Source organism: Flavobacterium chilense (assembly GCF_001602525.1).
In the GTDB taxonomy this organism is placed as follows: domain Bacteria; phylum Bacteroidota; class Bacteroidia; order Flavobacteriales; family Flavobacteriaceae; genus Flavobacterium; species Flavobacterium chilense.
This window is the reverse complement of sequence record NZ_LSYT01000001.1, coordinates 107,205-126,790: the sequence shown is the minus strand read 5'-3', so window position 1 is coordinate 126,790 and position 19,586 is coordinate 107,205. Positions and strand designations below refer to the sequence as shown.

At 37.0% G+C, this 19,586-nt stretch carries 9 protein-coding genes; 8 read left to right on the top strand and 1 reads right to left on the bottom strand.

What is annotated here, in order from left to right; all coding sequences use genetic code 11:
- Positions 1-3 precede the first annotated feature (3 nt).
- The 7 genes from amaB (at position 4) to A4F88_RS00375 (ending at position 16,321) form a co-directional block, all read left to right on the top strand.
- Positions 4-1,557, top strand: a complete 1,554-nt coding sequence (gene amaB, locus A4F88_RS00405; RefSeq protein WP_068840570.1) for an L-piperidine-6-carboxylate dehydrogenase — start codon at positions 4-6, stop codon at positions 1,555-1,557.
- 154 nt (positions 1,558-1,711) lie between these two features.
- Positions 1,712-4,843 carry a SusC/RagA family TonB-linked outer membrane protein gene (locus A4F88_RS00400; RefSeq protein ID WP_068840569.1) on the top strand — a complete coding sequence of 1,044 codons (3,132 nt, stop codon included), beginning with the start codon at positions 1,712-1,714 and terminating at the stop codon, positions 4,841-4,843.
- A gap of 23 nt (positions 4,844-4,866) precedes the next feature.
- Entirely contained in the window at positions 4,867-6,366 is a 1,500-nt protein-coding gene (locus A4F88_RS00395; RefSeq protein WP_068840568.1) for a RagB/SusD family nutrient uptake outer membrane protein, read from the top strand.
- A 161-nt stretch (positions 6,367-6,527) separates the two neighbouring features.
- On the top strand, positions 6,528-8,534 hold the full coding sequence (locus A4F88_RS00390) for an MGH1-like glycoside hydrolase domain-containing protein (RefSeq protein WP_068840567.1): 2,007 nt from the start codon (positions 6,528-6,530) through the stop codon (positions 8,532-8,534).
- 278 nt (positions 8,535-8,812) lie between these two features.
- Positions 8,813-10,909 (top strand): beta-galactosidase, encoded by a 2,097-nt coding sequence (locus tag A4F88_RS00385; RefSeq protein ID WP_073075459.1) that lies wholly within the window; start codon positions 8,813-8,815, stop codon positions 10,907-10,909.
- A 77-nt stretch (positions 10,910-10,986) separates the two neighbouring features.
- Positions 10,987-13,284 (top strand): aminotransferase class III-fold pyridoxal phosphate-dependent enzyme, encoded by a 2,298-nt coding sequence (locus A4F88_RS00380; protein WP_068840565.1) that lies wholly within the window; start codon positions 10,987-10,989, stop codon positions 13,282-13,284.
- An 85-nt stretch (positions 13,285-13,369) separates the two neighbouring features.
- On the top strand, positions 13,370-16,321 hold the full coding sequence (locus A4F88_RS00375; RefSeq protein WP_068840564.1) for an FAD-binding and (Fe-S)-binding domain-containing protein: 2,952 nt from the start codon (positions 13,370-13,372) through the stop codon (positions 16,319-16,321).
- 87 nt (positions 16,322-16,408) lie between these two features.
- Here the strand turns inward: A4F88_RS00375 and A4F88_RS00370 are convergent, their stop codons facing one another.
- Complete coding sequence (locus tag A4F88_RS00370; RefSeq protein ID WP_068841417.1) at positions 16,409-17,332, bottom strand: NAD-dependent epimerase/dehydratase family protein; 924 nt, start codon at positions 17,330-17,332, stop codon at positions 16,409-16,411.
- 215 nt (positions 17,333-17,547) lie between these two features.
- On the opposite strand from A4F88_RS00370, the gene A4F88_RS00365 reads away from it, so the two are divergent.
- Entirely contained in the window at positions 17,548-19,539 is a 1,992-nt protein-coding gene (locus A4F88_RS00365) for an ATP-binding protein (RefSeq protein WP_068840563.1), read from the top strand.
- Positions 19,540-19,586: the final 47 nt, after the last annotated feature.

Sequence of the window (19,586 nt, the reverse complement as noted above, 5' to 3'; positions counted from 1 at the left end):
GCAATGACAACAACAGAATTACGATTCGCCATAAAAGAAGCTTTAGACCAATTAGGCATAAAAGAAATTAACGAAGGAACTTCAACCGGATTAAACCATTTTTCGAGCGGAGACCTTCTCGAAAGCTATTCTCCGGTTGACGGACAATTAATTGCAAAAGTTAAAACATCGACTGCTCGGGATTATGAAAAAGTAATGGAATCAGCAACCGCCGCTTTCAAGACATTCAGACTAATGCCAGCGCCTCAGCGTGGAGAAATCGTACGTCAGTTTGGAGAAAAATTACGCCAAAATAAAGAAGCCTTAGGAAAACTGGTTTCTTACGAAATGGGTAAATCATTACAGGAAGGCTATGGCGAAGTACAGGAAATGATAGACATCTGTGATTTTGCAGTAGGTCTTTCACGTCAGCTACACGGGTTAACCATGCACTCAGAACGTCCGGGACACCGTATGTATGAACAATATCATTCGTTAGGAATTGTTGGAATCATTTCAGCATTCAATTTTCCGGTAGCCGTTTGGGCGTGGAATACCGCTTTGGCATGGATTTGTGGTGATGTTTGTGTTTGGAAACCATCCGAAAAAACACCACTTTGTGCCATTGCCTGCCAAAACATTATCGCCGAAGTTATTCAGGAAAACAATCTTCCGGAAGGCATTTCCTGCTTAATCAATGGCGATTACACCATAGGAGAATTACTAACAAGAGATAAACGTGTACCTCTAATTTCAGCTACAGGTTCGACCCGCATGGGAAAAATTGTTGCACAGATAGTTGCAGAACGTTTAGGTAAATCCTTATTGGAATTAGGCGGAAACAATGCCATTATTGTAACACCGGATGCTGATATTAAAATGACAGTTATTGGAGCCGTTTTTGGCGCTGTGGGAACAGCAGGACAAAGATGCACCTCTACCCGCCGTTTAATCATTCACGAAAGTATTTATGACAAAGTCAGAGATGCACTGGTTTCGGCATATCAGCAATTACGTATCGGAAACCCTTTAGACGAAAAAAATCATGTAGGTCCGCTTATCGATAAACAGGCTGTAGAATTATACCAGCAGGCTTTAGAAAAAGTAGTGCTTCAGGGCGGAAATATTCTTGTAGAAGGCGGTGTACTTTCCGGCGAAGGATACGAAAGCGGATGTTATGTAAAACCTGCCATTGCTGAGGCTGACAACACTTTCGAGATTGTACAGCACGAAACTTTTGCCCCTGTATTATACCTGCTAAAATATTCAGGAACTGTTGAAGAAGCCATTGCAATACAAAATGGCGTAGCACAGGGATTATCCTCTGCAATTATGACAAATAATTTAAGAGAAGCCGAATTATTCTTATCCGCTACAGGTTCAGATTGTGGTATTGCAAATGTAAATATCGGAACATCCGGAGCCGAAATTGGCGGTGCCTTTGGTGGCGAAAAAGAAACCGGCGGAGGAAGAGAATCCGGCTCTGATGCCTGGAAAGTTTATATGCGAAGACAGACTAATACCATTAACTACACTACAAGTCTGCCCCTCGCACAAGGAATAAAATTTGACTTATAAGCCGAATTAGAACTAAAGCTTACTACAAGTCTAAACAAAGAGAATACCTATTTACAGGTCAGTGTTTTCCACCACTGACCTCAATAAATTGCCTGCATACGAATGAAAAAAAACTAAAAAAGCTAAATTTTAATTAACCAAAACCGTTACCACAATGAAAAAACAACTAATTAGGAAACTAAATTTTATTCCTTTGTTATTATGCTTGTGCTTTCCAATCATCAACTTTGCACAAAGCAATCAAACCCAAAAAACAATTTCAGGAAAAGTTACTGATGATAAGAACAATACACTGCCGGGTGTAAGTATTTCTATCAAAGACACTAAGTACAATGCCGCAACTGATATTGACGGAAATTATACGCTCGTATATTCGTCAAATATTACAGACCCTGTTATCGTTTTTTCGTATATGGGATTCATAGGAAAAAGCGAAGCTGTAAATAATCGTACAGAATTTAATGTAGTCATGCAGGAAGAAACCAATAAACTAAACGAGGTCGTTATTATTGGATATGGCTCACAAAAAAAGAGCAATGTTACAGGAGCTATTTCTACAGTTAAAAAAGAAAGTCTCGAAACCAGAGCCACTACAAATCCTGCCGAAGCACTTCAGGGATTAGTTGCCGGAGTAAACGTGCAAAAAAGCGGTGGTATTGCAGGTGCTGGCGTAAGCGTAAAAATTCGCGGGGTAAATACTTTTGGAGCAACAGAACCACTTTACATCATTGACGGATTTCAGGGATCAATTAACACCATAAACCCAACCAATATAGAATCTATGGAGGTTCTTAAAGATGGTGCCGCAGCTGCAATTTACGGATCTGTTGCTGCTAACGGAGTCATTATCGTAACCACCAAAAATGGTCAGAAAGAAGGCGTAAAAGTAGATTTCAGCTCTTTTTTAAGCATTACAAACCCATCAAAAACATTAGATTTATTAGATGCTGACGGATATCGTACCGTGCATAAAAGAATGTATGATGAATACAACAAATATGCAACTTCACCAAAACCACTTCCGGCTTATATTACAGCACCATCTGATGCAAATACAAACTGGCAGGATGAGGTTTTCCGTTCCGGACTTACTCAAAACTATGGCTTAGGAATTCAGGGAAGACAAGGTGATTTTAAATTTGCTTTGTACGGGAATTTCGTAAAGCAAAAAGGAATTGTAATCGACAACGAATTTGCTCAGCAAACGGCAAGCGCCAGAGTAAGTTTCAAAAAATCGATTTTTGATATCGACGGTAAAATGGCGTATATCGGAACGCAAAATGCATTACCTAATTTTCAACTGAAAGAAGTCTACACCATGTCACCATTAGTTCCGGTTTATGATGCAAACGAACAATATGGTTACGGATTAGCCAATAAAAATGGTTTACCGGCAGGATCAAATCCCGTTGCCGAAGAACACTTTAGAAAAAGCAACGACGTAGGACAGGATTTAACTGCAAACATTGCCGCAACTGCCAATATTGCTTCCTGGATAAAATACAAATTAGCCTATTCATATCGTGTAAAAAACAGTCAGCAAACCGCTCACTTCCCTCCTTATATCTCAAACCCTAAAGAGGTGCATCTGTATCCAATGCAAAGCGAGCTTAGAACAACATGGACCGAGCAAATCGTAGACAATATTATTACTATTGATAAAACCTTCGGAAAACATGTTTTTGGTTTAATGCTTGGTAATACGTTCAACAGTCAGGCATCAAACTGGAATGATGTGAGTGTTGAGGGTAAAACAACAGATTATTCTGTAGACAACGGACAATTGGTTTCTATCGACCGTCCATCCGGATTTCTTGATCCCGGTTTTGAAACAATTGGTGCCGGAAGAGGCGGAACATACACTGCTGATGGTTCAAAATTTCAATACAATCGTGTCTCTTTCTTTGGCAGGTTAAACTATTCCTATAACGACCGTTATTTACTTCAGGTAACCGTTAGAAAAGATGGTTCTTCTAAATTTGGACAAGACAGCCGTTGGGGAACATTCCCATCTATTGCATTAGGATGGAAAATCGAACAGGAAGATTTCTTCCCAAAAGATATGATCCTTTCTACTTTAAAATTACGTGCAAGCTGGGGACAATTGGGTAACGAAGCTGCTTTAGGTTATTACTCTGCCAATACATTGATTAAAACTGGTAATACTTTGGGCTCAGGTTATGTACAAGGAATTGGAAGTAATCCTTGGCCGGGAAGTATTGCAACTGCATTAGAAAACAGAAACCTGCAATGGGAAACTACAGATTCTAAAAATATTGGTATCGATTATACCCTTTTAAAAGGCAAAATTAGCGGTTCGATGAACTACTATCACAATGTAACAGACAATTTACTGATTACCAAAAAACTGGCTCCGTCTGCCGGAATCGATAATCCAATTCTTAACGTAGGTAAAATTAGCAACAGCGGATTTGAATTTGAAGTAAACTATCGCGATCAGGTGAATGAGTTTAAATACAATGCCGGTTTAAACCTTACTACACTTAAAAATAAAGTACAGGAACTTGCAAACGAAGGACAAACCATTTACGGAGAAGGATTAAAATACGGAAACGAACACTTTCCAACTCAAGCTCGTGTAGGAAGTCCGATTAGTGGATTCTATCTGTACAAAACAGATGGTATTTTCCAGACTATGGATGAAGTAAATGCATACAATAAAAATGGCGTTTTATTACAGCCAAATGCTAAACCGGGAGATATCCGTTTCAAAGACTTAAACGGAGACGGTGTAATCGACGAAAGCGACAAAGCCTATTGTGGTACAGGATTACCTAAACTTGAAGTAAACCTTAGTTTAGGAGCCAGCTATAAAGGTTTCGATTTCTCTGCTTTAATAGGAAGCGGCTGGGGCAATAAATTATACAACGGAAACAGATATTTTTATGAATCTATGAATTCAGGAACCAACATGCTGGCTTCGACACTAAATTCATGGACACCTGAAAACCACAGTAACATTCCTCGTGCAGTATTACAGGATCCTAACGGAAACAGCCGCGAATCGGATCGTTTTCTGGAAAGTGGAGATTTTATCAGAATGCGTCAATTGCAATTGGGATATACTATACCAAGTAAAATGTTAGGCAAATCAAAAACAGACAAGCTTAGAATTTACGTAAGCGCCGAAAACCTGTTTACAATCACCAATTATTCAGGTATTGATCCTGAATTCTCACGTGCTTCTGTAATTGATACAGGTGTTGACCGCTTTGTTTATCCATTTACAAGATCGTTTGTATCTGGTATTCAGTATATATTTTAATTCCATTTAAAAAAGACATTATCATGAAAAAGATATTTTTATTACTATCCACTATAGGTCTGTTCACCATTACAAGTTGTAGTGATTATCTGGACCAACAATCTCCTGATGAACTTACCTCAGGTAATTTCTGGAGAAACAAAGCCGATGCCGAATCTGCTTTGGCAGCAACCTATTCCCAACTTGAGGCCGCTGTTGATCAGTGGGCTTTCGCCGAAGTTAAATGGCCTGTAGAAGCTTATCGCGAAGATATAAACGAATTAGGGAGCGATGCTTTGAACTATCAAAACTGGGTAGAACTTTCTACATTTACGTATACCAACGGAAACAGTCAGTTTACAACTTACTGGAAACTAAACTACAGAGGAATCAGTAATGCCAATCAGGTTATTGATAAATTACCGCAAGTTCCAACAGATAAACTAAACGAAGAAGACCGCAAGCAAATTGAAGCCGAAGCCCGATTTTTACGTGCTTATTACCACATGAAACTGCTTTTGAACTGGGATAAAATCTATATTAGAAATAAATATATTACCAAAGAAAGTGAATTAAGCATTCCGCTTTCTACACGTGCAGAAGCATGGGATTTTATTACCAGCGAATTAAAAGCTGCAGCACAGGTACTTCCTGCAAAACAGCCACAGGATAAAACAGGCCGTGCAACCAGCGGTGCTGCAAACAGTTACCTTGGATTTGCTTATTTAACAAGAGCATACGAAGAAACAGCTCAAAAGCAAACTTTCCTGAATGAAGCCCTTACGGCACTTAATAAAGTACAGGGATATGAGTTAGTTAAAGATTATGTTTCGATGTTTGATGGTACTGCCAAAAATACCAAAGAATCAATTTTCGAATTGCAATTTTCAGAAACAACAGCAAACGGAGCTTTCTACCGCAATGCACTGCATTATTGGATGGCTGCAGCCGAACTTGGCGGATGGGACGAAATACTTCCGAGTCCGATGTTAATAAGCGAATTTAAAAAAGAAGGAAAAATTGCCACTACAGGAAATTATGATACCCGTTTTTACAGCACTATTTTCTTTAAAGATCCTTATTTCAATGATCCTGCTAATCCAATGGTTTTAGGAACAACCTATGATGACAAATTTGGAGATACAGATAAACCGGTTTACCGCAGGTATATACCAAGTACTCAGGATAAAATGGATCAGGAGTTTACAGCCATCAATATTCCGCTTATGAGATATGCAAATGTATTGTTGATGCAGGCAGAAGCATTAAACGAACTAGGTCGTCCAACAGAAGCCATTCCATACATCAACAAAGTACGCAGCAGAGCTGATATGCCGGCAATGACAGGTACAACAAGCGCTGACGTAAAAGCTCAGATTGAACATGAGAGAATCATAGAGTTTCCTCTGGAAAACTATCGTTTCTATGATCTGCGTCGTTGGGGAAAAACCAAGGCTGCACTTGATGCCGTAGGACGCACCGGTTTTGATGCATCAAAAAATAATTTTTACCCAATTCCTTTGACAGAAGTACAAGCGAATTAATATTTAACAACGAATTCAATATAAGGTTTTAAACCTGCAAGGTCTCTTTTCTGACCTTGTAGGTTTACTTATAATTACAACTGACGATTTAATATTCGTTAATTATTACAATTATTTAGTCTATATTTCTAAATAAAAAAACACCCTAAAAACAAAATAACATGGACAAAAAGAAAATACTTTTTATTCTTGCATCCTTTATTATAGTACAATCAGGCTGGGCTCAAAAGAATTTTCCAAACTTAGAATCTGCCCAAAACAGTATCAATTACAAAGGAAACCCGGCAAATGCTACTGACAGAAAACCATTAGCTTTTTCAGATAAAGGCGCATGGTTTGGATTTGGTTTTTTAGAAGCATCAGAAATTCAGGCAGGATTTTCTGGTCCGTTTTTAATGACAGAACAAAACGGTGTCTGGTTAAGTCCTTCATTTGTTTCGCTACAGCTTCTGGACGAAAACAAACAGCAGGCAATCAACTGGAAAAACACATTAGTAACCCAAAACAGTTACAACAGTCATCTGGAACAGCAATTCAAAAATGAAAAACTAAATATCAAACAGCAATTAGTTTTTTTATCAGGACATTCTGCATTACAAAAAACAAGTATTACCAATACATCAGGAAAAACCATAACCCTTTTTCCTTCTTATAATTCGACTGTTTTTTTAGATGATTTACAATTATCCAAAGAAGATAAAACCCTTAAAATTGTTTCTTCAAAAAGCACCGCTGTAGGTTATATTCAGTTTCTGAATGCTAATCCTGAAATTGAAATTACCAAACAGGGATATAAAACACAAACCGAAAAACTGGTATTAAAACCAAATGAAACCAAAGAAATTGTCGTTTCCCAAACTTTTATTTTTGCTCAGTATTCCTGGAAAAATGAAAAAGAACAAATCGCAAAAACGGTATTTACTACCCTGCTCAACAATACACAAAAAGAAAAAGAAACGCAACTCGCACAATTAATTGCTAAAAAGAAAGCCATATACAAAGGCGTTGTTTATTCTAATCTGATTGCCAAACTTGTATTAACATTACAAAACAATACCCGAATCGCGGCTGAAGGATTAAAACACGGCGGACTTTTTCCGAGTTACAACTACGAATGGTTTCATGGTTTTTGGGCCTGGGACAGCTGGAAACATGCTGTAGCAGTTGCAAATTATGATTCGGAACTGGCTAAAAACCAAATGCATGCTTTATTCGATTATCAGGAACCCAACGGATTTATTCCGGATTGTATTTACAGAAATAATCTTCTTGAAGAAAATAATTATAGAAATACTAAAGCACCGCTTGCAGCCTGGGCAATCTGGAAAATTTATGAAAAAACAAATGATGCCAGTTTTATAAAAGAGTTTTATCCAAAATTAAAATTATATCACAATTGGTGGTATAAAGAACGTGACCACGATCAGGATGGTTTATGCGAATTTGGCTCAACAGACGGAACTGTAATTGCCGCAAAATGGGAAAGCGGAATGGACAATGCCGTTCGTTTTGATGATAGCAAAATCCTGAAAAACGGAGAAAAAGCCTATTCATTAGATCAGGAAAGCGTTGATCTAAACTCATTTTTATACGCCGAAAAAAACTATCTGCATAAAATGACAGAAGTTTTAAAACTTACAGCAGAAGCCAAAAAATGGCAGGAAGAAAGCATGGCATTAAAGACTAAAATTCAAAATCAGTTTTGGGATGCCGCAACAGGTTGGTTTTACGACACTACAATCGACGGAAAAACACTGATAAAAGCAATGGGATGTGAAGGCTACTCGCCTCTTTGGGCTGAAGTCGCAACAAAAGAACAAGTTTTGGCTGCAAAACAAAACATGCTCAATCCGACTAGTTTAAACACGCTTGTTCCTTTACCAACACTCGCAGCAAATCATCCTAAATTTAAACCCGATAACGGATATTGGAGAGGACCGGTTTGGCTTGATCAAAGTTATTTTGGCATCAACGGGTTAGAAAAATACGGATACACCAAAGAAGCCGATGAACTTGCACACAAACTAATACATAATGCCGAAGGTGTTTTAGACAAAGGCACTACGATTAGAGAAAACTATCAGCCCGTTACAGGAAAAGGATTAGAAGCCTATAATTTTAGCTGGTCAGCATCGCATTATTTAATGCTGCTGTTAGAAGATAAATAATGAAATCGCTGGATGCAATAATTTTTAGCACATAGAAGCATAGATCATTTTACCCGAAAATAAGACGTTTCACTTATTTTAAATAAACATTGCTGAACGATGAAAGAGAAAGATATTTCTTTTTGTATTCTTTACCAGGCATAGCATCTATGTTTTTATGAGTTTAATAAAATGACAGCATTCCATCCAACAGCTTAAAGTAACTATCTAAATTTGATTAACACACAACAATACAAAGTATGTTCAACCAAAATATATCATTCGCAAAAACTGTATTAATGACATTATTGATTGCAAATTGCAATTTAACACCTGTTTTTGCCCAAAATAAAAAAACGACAACTATAGAAAAAAAAGATCCTCAGCGTTTTTTTCCAAAACCGGATTTAATGCAAATTGGAGTCTACTATTATCCTGAACAATGGCCTAAAGAACAATGGGAACGTGACCTGAAAAACATTAAAAAGTTTGGGTTTGAATTTACGCATTTTGCTGAATTTGCCTGGACATATATGGAACCTCAGGAAGGCGTTTATGATTTTAAATGGCTCGATGATGCTTTGGCTATAGCCGAAAAACAAGGATTAAAAGTTATTCTTTGCACACCAACCCCAACGCCTCCTGCCTGGATGGGAGAAAAATATCCTGAGATCTATTTAGTTGATTCTAACGGACGCCGCAGAGAACACGGCAACAGGGCAAACGTATCGATAACAAACAAAAAATACCAGCAGTTTACAGATCAGATCGTAGCTGAATTAGGTAAAAGATACGGTAAGAATAAAAATATCATGGGCTGGCAAATCGACAATGAACCTTTGGCAACTCCAGATTTCAGTCCTTCTGCCCGCGAGGCATTTCAAATTTGGCTTAAAGCCAGATACGGAACAATCGAAAAACTAAACACAGAATGGGTGGGAAGTTTTTGGAGTACCCGATATAACAACTTTGAACAAATCGTGCTGCCAAATGCCGAGATTTATTCAGAAGATAAATTAAGTCCGCATGCTGTTTTAGATTTTAAAAGATTTACTTCTGATGCGCAGGCTGCTTACTTAAACAGACAAGCCGAAATACTGCGAAAATACATTGACCCAAAACAATGGATCACCACCAACTTTACCAATGTAATTTATGATGCAGACCCAAGAAGTGCGGACAAAATGGATTTCGTAACCTATACAATGTATCCGGTAAGCGGACAAAACCCTTTAGGCGGTAACAGTTTTAGAATGGGATCTCCAGGCAAAATCTCAGAAGCAAACGATTATTACAGATCAATAACCGGTGTTACGGGTGTGATGGAATTACAGCCGGGACAAGTAAACTGGGCAGGTATTAATCCGCAATTACTTCCGGGAACCGTACACATGTGGATTTCGCAGGCTTTTGGCGGAGGCTGTTCTTTTACCTGTACATACCGATACAGACATCCGCTGGGAAGCAGTGAAATGTATCACGACGGAATTGTAGGTACAGATGGCGTAACCCTGACTCAGGGCGGAAAAGAATTTGTACAATCAATCGAAGACATGAAATTGCTTCGTAAAGAGTACAATCCAAAAGCAGTAATACCTCAGGAAATTGCCAAAAGAAAAACAGGCTTTTTATGGAGCCATGAAAATCTTTGGGATTTAGAAAACCAAAAACAAACCAGATTCTGGAATACCTGGAAACACAGAAATACTTACACAGCCGCCATCAAATCGACCGGAGCACCAATGGATTTTATTACCGAAGAGGATAATTTTGATGATTACCCATTTATTGTTGCACCGGCATATCAGCTGATCGATCAGAAACTAGTGGCAAAATGGCAAAAATATGTAGAAAACGGAGGGAATTTAATTCTATCTTGCCGTACAGGACAAAAAGATAAAAACGGTCATTTTTTTGAAGCCAACTGGAGTGCACCAATTGTGCCTTTAATTGGTGCTGATGTAGACTTTTTTGATATGCTGGTTGCCGATGTAAACGGAACCATTAAAGCCGGAGACAACAATTACCAATGGAATTCATGGGCTGATGTTTTATCTCCTAAACCCGGAACAGAAGTTCTGGCAACTTTTGAAGATCAGTTTTACAAAGGCAAAGCAGCAGCTGTAACCCGAAAATTAGGAAAAGGGACAATTACTTATATTGGTGCAGAAAGCAACGACGGAACTTTAGAAAGACAAATTGTACGCAATGTTTATTCCCGTGCCAAAGTAGCTATCGAAGATTTACCAAAAGGAGTTTTTGTAGAATGGCGTGACGGTTTTTATGTAGGCGTTAATTATACCAATGAAGCAGTCACTTTACCCATTCCCCAAGGAAGTAAAATACTGGTGGGTCAAAACCCTTTACAGCCTGCACAAGCTGTAATCTGGAAATAAAAGTTTGCCACGAATTTTTAAAATAGCATACATAATAATTCGTGGCAAAAAATAAAATAATTTAATACAATAGAGCAATGACATTTTCAGAAGCAACTATTCAGGATTTAGTAAAAGAATATTACGGACAAACGGTAACCGTGAAAGCATTAAATGGATATGATGAATTGAATTTTCTTTTATCAGATGAGAAAAACCAGAAATATATTCTAAAAGTCTCAAATGAGAGTCATCCGTTTCCTTTTTTAGAAGCACAGATTAACATTATTCAGCATCTTAAAAACAGTAGTATTTCAGACTGTTTTCAGCACTTTAGTATCAACAAACAAGGCGAAGAATTAACCAAAATAGTTCGGGATTCCAAAATTTATTACATCAGGATCCTAAATTTCTTAGAAGGTACATTTTGGGTTGATGAAAAAAACAAGACAAGCGAATTACACCATCATTTAGGTTCTTTTTTAGGTAAGATGGATCATGCATTACAGGATTTTTCGCATCCTGCAATGCATCGCAGTTACACCTGGGATATTAGTCGTGCCAGTGAAGCAGGTGATAATTTAAAACACATTCTAAATCACGAAAAACGACGTATTGCAGGCTATTTTCTGTTACAGTTCGATACCGAAGTATTACCGCAGATACATCGTTTAAGACATGCTTATATTCATAACGATGCCAATGATTATAATGTATTAGTACAAAACAACCGTATTAGCGGACTAATTGATTTTGGCGATATGGTGTATACAGCACTTGTCAATAATCTGGCAATCGCTTGTACATATGCCATGCTCGACGAAAAAGATCCGTTAGCAGTTGCAGTAGCCATTGTTCAGGGATATCACCAATCTTATGCATTAACAGAACAGGAATTAGACCTACTCTACTATTTAATTGCAGGAAGACTTTGTATCAGCGTAACACAATCTGCTTACAACGCCTCGCTCGACAGTAATAACGAACATCATTTTATTACCGAAAAACCAGCCTGGGATTTACTGTATAAACTCATTCAGATTAATCCAGTTAAAGCTCAGGATGCTTTTAGAAGAGCCTGTGGATTTACAGGAGTAATAGATAATAACGATTACAGTGATTTACTCGAAGTTCGAAAAAAGAAAATAGGCAGAAACCTAAGTATCGGTTACAAAGACAAACTAAAAATCGTTAAAGGTGCTTTACAGTATTTGTACGATGATAAAGGAAGAACATTTGTAGATTGTGTCAATAATCCATCGCATGTAGGACATTGTCATCCTGTTGTGGTTAGAAAAATGCAAAAACAAATAGCTACTTTAAATACCAATACCCGATATTTAAACGACGCTATAACTGAGTATGCAGAAAAACTAACAGCAACATTACCAGCAAAATTAAGTGTTTGCTATTTTGTAAATTCAGGCAGTGAAGCCAATGATTTAGCAATCAGAATGAGCCGTCATTTTACAAAACAAAAAGATATTATCGTACTCGATCATGCTTATCACGGTACCTCTACTGTAGCAATGGAAATGAGTCCGTATAAATTTGACAGCAAAGGCGGTTCAGGTCAAATGCCCTGGATACACAAAGCAATTAATCCGGATTTATATCGCGGTCCTTACAAATATGGCGATGCACAAGCAGGTGAAAAATATGCTGCAGATGTACAAAGAATTATTGATGAGCTGAAAAAAGAAGACAAAGCTCCAGCCGTATTTATCTGTGAAACCTTATTAGGAGTTGGAGGTCAGATTCCGTTACCGGAAAATTATCTAAAAACCGTTTACGATCATGTAAGAGCTGCCGGAGGTGTTTGCATTGCAGATGAAGTTCAGGTAGGATTTGGAAGAATTGGCGATCATTTCTGGGGATTCGAATTACAGAATGTGGTTCCGGATATTGTGGTTCTTGGAAAACCAATTGGTAACGGTCACCCACTTGCAGCAGTTGTCGTTACAGAAGAAATTGCAGATGCTTTTAATAACGGACTGGAATACTTTAACACCTTTGGAGGAAATCCTGTTTCGATGACCACAGGATTAGCTGTTCTGGATGTTATTCAGGAAGAAGAAATGCAAAAACATGCTCTGGAAACAGGAAATCATTTAATGAACGGCCTTAAAGAATTAATGGCAAAATATCCTGTTATCAGCGATGTTCGCGGACATGGATTGTTTATTGGTGCCGAAATGGTAAAAGATAGAACAACGATGGAACCCGCTATTCCTGAAATAGATATCGTCGTAGAAAAAATGAAGGCAAACGGATATTTATTGAGTACAGACGGACCTTTGCATAATGTCTTAAAAATAAAACCGCCAATGCCATTTAATAAACAAAATGCCGATGAAATGGTAAAATTATTAGATATCGCATTAAGCGAATTGTAAAAAATTTAACCCATAATCCTAAAACTATTTCTGACTTATCCTTTTTATGGATAAGAGCAAACCTGCCTATAATTAAAGTATTAAAATGAATGATAATAATATCCTTTCGGGGAATTCTGTTCCTCTTGAAGGTTTAGAAAAACAATTAGAAGGTAAATTATTTTACGATCATACCATGCGTTTGCTTTATGCTACAGATGCCAGCGCTTACAAAGAAATGCCTCTGGCAGTAGCAATTCCGAAAACTAAAAAAGATATTCAAAAAATTATTGATTTTGCCAGACAGCATAACAGCAGTGTTATTCCGCGTGCAGCCGGAACTTCACTTGCAGGTCAGGTCGTAGGAAACGGAATTATAGTTGATATTTCGCAGGAATTTACCAAAATTATTTCTCTTGATCAGGCAAATAAATCGGTTTGGGTAGAACCTGGCGTTATTCGTGATGAACTTAATCTTTATTTAAAACCGTACCATCTTTTTTTTGGTCCCGAAACTTCTACGAGTAATCGTTGTATGATTGGCGGAATGGTAGGAAACAATGCCTGTGGAGCAAGATCTGTAATTTACGGGTCAACACGTGAACATTTACTTGAAATTAAAGGTTTTCTGGCTGATGGCAATGAAGTTACTTTTGGTTCTTTAACCAATGCTGAGTTCGAAGAAAAATGCAACGGAATAAATGTAGTTAGTCCTTTGGAACAAGCCATTTATGTACAGGCCAGAGATTTATTATCATCAGAATCCAACAGGAATTTATTTGAAAATAACTTTCCAAAGAAAACAATTCCAAGAAGAAATACCGGTTATGCTTTAGATTTATTAGCTGATTCGATGCCTTTTGGAGATTCAGCTGAAAAATTCAATTTTTGTAAATTAATTGCAGGATCAGAAGGAACATTATTTTTTTCTACCGCAATAAAACTCAATCTCGTTGATGCCTTAAAACCTTATGCCGCTTTAGTTTGCATTCATTTTGACAGTATCAACGAATCCTTAAAAGCCAATATCGAAGCTTTAAAATTCAATCCGGACAGTGTAGAGTTAATCGATCACTATATTCTGGAATGTACCAAAGAAAACAGGGAACAAAGCAAAAATCGTTTTTTTGTAAAAGGAGATCCACAAGCCATATTAGCCATTGAATTTTTACGCGATTCACCAGAAGAAATCGATACAATTGCCCAGGAAATGGAAGCTTTAATGCGTTCTAAAAATCTGGGATATCATTTTCCTGTTGTATATGGAGACGATACCAATAAAGTATGGGCATTAAGAAAAGCAGGATTAGGATTATTGTCTAACATTCCCGGCGATGCCAAAGCCGTTGCGGTAATAGAAGATACAGCTGTAGATGTAAACGATCTGCCACAATTTATTGACGATTTTAATGCCATTCTTAAAGAACGAAATTTAAACTGTGTACATTATGCACATGCCGCAACCGGAGAATTGCACCTGCGCCCTATTATAAATTTAAAAACTAAAGAAGGAACAGAACTTTTTAGAACCATTGCAACAGATATTGCGCATCTGGTAAAAAAATACAAAGGCTCCTTAAGTGGAGAACATGGCGACGGAAGACTTAGAGGAGAATTTATTCCTCTAATGTTAGGAGAAGAAATCTATCAAATATTTCTTCAGATCAAACAAATTTGGGATCCCTGGGGTGTTTTTAATCCCGGTAAAATTGTGAATACTCCGCCTATGGATACCAGTTTAAGATATTCTGCAGGTCAGGATACCCCAATACCTGAAACTTATTTTGATTTTACGGAGCATAACGGAATTCTTCGTGCAGCCGAAATGTGCAACGGATCGGGAGATTGCAGAAAAACAGAAAAAAGCGGTGGTACCATGTGTCCGAGTTATATGGCTACACGCGATGAAAAACATACCACACGTGCCAGAGCAAATATGCTAAGAGAAACCATTACAACCTCAACAAAAAAGAACAGGTTTGATGATGAAAATCTTCTTGATGTACTCGACCTGTGTTTGAGCTGCAAAGGCTGTAAATCTGAATGTCCGTCAAATGTAGATATGGCAAAGCTAAAAGCCGAAACGCTACAGCAATATCACGATAAAAACGGTGTCAAACTACGCTCCCGACTCATTGGAAACACACCAAAGATCAATCAAATGTTTGCTTCAATTCCGTGGGCTTATAACTTATCAACTCAGGGTATTTTAGGCAAAATCATCCAAAAAACATCCGGTTTTGCAACTGAGAGAAAACTGCCGGCAATGCATAAAACTACTTTTGCTAAATGGATGAAAAACTACACTCAAAAAGGAGATTTTATAAACGGTATTGTATACTTATATAATGATGAATTTTTGAATTATTATGATGTCGAAATAGGGCAAACGGCCGTAAAACTGCTGAACTCTTTAGGTTATGAAATCAAAATTCCTAAAATTGGCATTAGCGGAAGAACGTACCTTTCGAAAGGAATGGTAAAAGAAGCCCGCGAAATAGCCGAACAAAATATCCTGAGTTTTGAGAAAGCAATACCAAACGATGGTATTTTAATCGGAATAGAACCTTCGGCAATACTCACCTTTCGTGATGAATACCCGGATTTATGCCGTGGGGATTTAAAAGCAAAAGCTAAAACATTTGCTGCTAAAACTTTTTTAATTGAGGAGTTTTTAGCCAAAGAATTAGACGAGGGACGAGTTTCATCAAACAGTTTTACAGAGAAAGCAGAACGTGTTCGTATGCACGGCCATTGTTTTCAGAAAGCCTTATCGTCATTGGTTCCGTTAAAGAAAATTTTAATGTTGCCTAAAAATTATACTGTATTAAATATCCCTAGTGGCTGTTGTGGTATGGCAGGTTCTTTTGGTTATGAAAAAGAGCATTACGATATTTCTATGAAAATAGGAGAACTTGTTTTGTTTCCAACTATTCGGGCAGAAGAACAAGCTACATTAATCTCAGCATCGGGAACAAGTTGCAGGCATCAAATTTCAGACGGAACAGCCCGAAAAGCACAGCATCCGGTCGAAATATTATATACTGCTTTAAAATAGAATTCAAGAGATACAGCAATATAATAAGTTGTTTCAGAACAGATTGACAGCAATTTTATCTGTCAATCTGTTTGTCTTAACTCATTCTTATGACTCGCTTTTTATCAGTTCCATTCCTTGTTTATAGGTTGTAATCTTAAAACCAGAAAAACGTTTTTTAAATTTAGCATCATCAAATAAATTATCATGCTGATATCTTGGCAATAATTCCTGCAGTTCCTTTACTCTTTTATTGAATATTGCGCCAATTTTAAACATAAATCCGGAAATAATAGAATAGGCTAACGGTTTCCCATACACTTCAGATGCCATAGCGATAAACCCTTTATAAGTCAGTTTATGATCGTCAATAGGCAAATGCCATGTTTGACCAAAAGCATCCGGCGTATTCCCAATTAAAGCAGTTGCACGACTCGCATCCGGTGTCCAGATTAAACTTCTTAATTTAGCATCACTCAAAGGCACTTTTAATTTTTTATTTTCTTTTATATTATTAAAAATCAAAGTATTGGTGATACTCTGCGTTTTACCAGGACCATAAAATTCAGGTGCACGGCAAATAACGGCTTCAATTGCTCCGGTTTTCATTTCTTTTAAAAGCATTTCTGCCATTTCTGCCCTTACCTTTCCTTTTCTTCCTACGGGAGCAAAATGAGTTTTCTCTGTCAATATTTCGTCAGTCTGCGGATACATATAAGTATTATCAAAAAACACCAGCTTTGTTTTATTGATTTTACAGGCATCAATAACATTTTGGGTAATAAGTAAAAATTGTTTTTCCCATAAATCAGAATCCATCGGAAGACCTAATGTAAAATAAGCTATTTCACTTCCTTTTACAGCCTCGATCGCTTGTTCTTTAATAGATAAATCAGCAGAAAAAATCGTATCGGTATCGTTTACTTTCTTTGCTTTCCTGCTTACAATGCGAATATCCGAGGTGTAATTTCGTTTTAATTCTCTCGCCAGTTCTTCGCCAATTTGTCCGTTGGCACCTAATATCGTCTGCATCGTTTTACTTTCTTTATTAATCTTTTGTTTATGAAATATTTGGGGCTTTTTATCGCAGTTCATTTCCATGTGATAAAATGTATAACAAAAATATCGTAAAATAATGACATAAAAAGTAAATTCCTGCTCTCAGATCAACAGAATCAGGCTTGTCATACATTTAACAAACGTTTATATGTTATTATTCATACTTTTGCATTTTACCCCAAATTACAATGAATAATCCGGAACAGCCTATACCACACAGCGAACTCGATCGCCTGGCAGCATTAAAACGTTATAATATTCTTGATACCCTTCCTGAACATGCGTTTGATGATGCTACAAAACTTGTTTCGTATATCTGCTCTGTGCCTATCGCCCATATTTCGTTTATAGATGAAAACAGGCAATGGTTTAAATCTGAAATTGGAATTGGAGTATCTGAAGTACCACGCGAAATTAGTTTTTGCCGATATACAATTATGGAATCGGAAATGGTCGAAATAGTCGATACGTACTTAAACGAACGGTTTAAAGATGATCCTAATGTTGTAGACGGATTTAAAGTGAGATTCTATGCCGGAATTCCGCTTACTACACCAGATGGTTATAATATAGGAACCATTTGTGCAATTGATCATGTTTCTAAAAAACTCGATGAAAATCAGCGAAATGCCCTTTCTATTGTAGCAAGACACGTTATAAATCAATTAGAATTAAGAACAAAAAATATCGAACTGTCTGCTCAGAAAAAAATTGCCGAGCGTGCCGTATTTGCCAAAGACAGTTTTCTGGCCAATATGAGTCATGAAATCAGAACACCTTTGAATGCGATAATTGGTTTTACAGATCTTCTTGCACAGACAAGACTGGATGATGTACAGCGTGATTATATCGACAGTGTACAAATTGCCGAAGAAAACCTGCTTTTGATCATTAATGATATTCTTGACCTTTCGAAAATCGAATCGGGCAATTTGATTATCGATGCACATCCGTTTCATTTAAAAAATACCCTTAAACATGTTTATGACTTACTAAAAGTCAAAGTTCCTAAAGATGTTGAATTCAATTTGTTTCTGGATGCCGAAATGCCTGAAATCGTAATTGGCGATCAGGGAAGATTAAATCAAATACTGGTTAACCTTACGGGAAATGCTTTAAAATTTACCGAAGAAGGAGAAGTAACTGTTTCCGTTAAAAAAGTAGCCGAAACTGCTGATGACTATTCGCTTAAATTTTCAGTAAAAGATACAGGAATAGGAATTCCTGAAGATAAACTTGAAACCATTTTTGAACGATTTACACAAGCAGAAGAAAGTACGACAAGAAAATTTGGCGGTACAGGACTTGGGCTTAATATTGTAAAACAGCTCGTTGAATTGCAAAATGGAGAAATTCATGTAAAAAGCAAAACAGGACGCGGTTCTGAGTTTTTCTTTGTGCTTACTTATAAAAAAACAAATCATATTGAGGTAGAAACCAAACCTCTGGCAGGATATAATTTAGGAAAACTTAAAATATTACTTTGTGAAGACAATGTTTTAAACCAGAAACTGGTAAAGAATGTTATCTCTAATTTTGGTTTTGAACTGGATATTGCAGAAAATGGTGAAGCCGGAATAGAACTTTTATCAAAAAACAACTACGATCTGGTACTAATGGATCTTCAGATGCCTGTTAAAGACGGATATCAAACCACCCGTTATATTAGAAATCAGTTAAAATTAAGTATTCCGATTATAGCCATGACTGCACATTCTCTAGTGGGCGAACAGGAACGCTGTTATCAGGAAGGCATGAATGGTTATGTGCCAAAACCTTTTAAACAGACTGTATTACTGGACACTATAAAAACAGTAATGACCAAAAAAAAGAATCCTGTTCATGAAAGAAAAATAGATCTTTCTTTTTTAAATGAAGTATCGTGCGATGATCCTGATTTTATACAAGATATGATTGACTTGTTTTTAGAAAAAATCCCGAATGAGGTTACGCAATTAAACGAAGCCATTCATACCAATGACCATGATAAAGTAATGAGACTTTCGCATAATATGAAATCCAGTCTGGATATCTTTATGCTAAAAGATCTAAGCAATTATTTATCTATTATTGAGAAAGAAGCTAAACTTGGACAATTTAATACCGAAACCGTAGCCAAAATAAATATTTTGCAAAGTGAAATTATTGAGGTCGCTAAAATCCTGAAAGAACTGAGATAAAAGAACATACAGCAATAACTTCTTCAAAAAGATATTGTTTCTCCTGA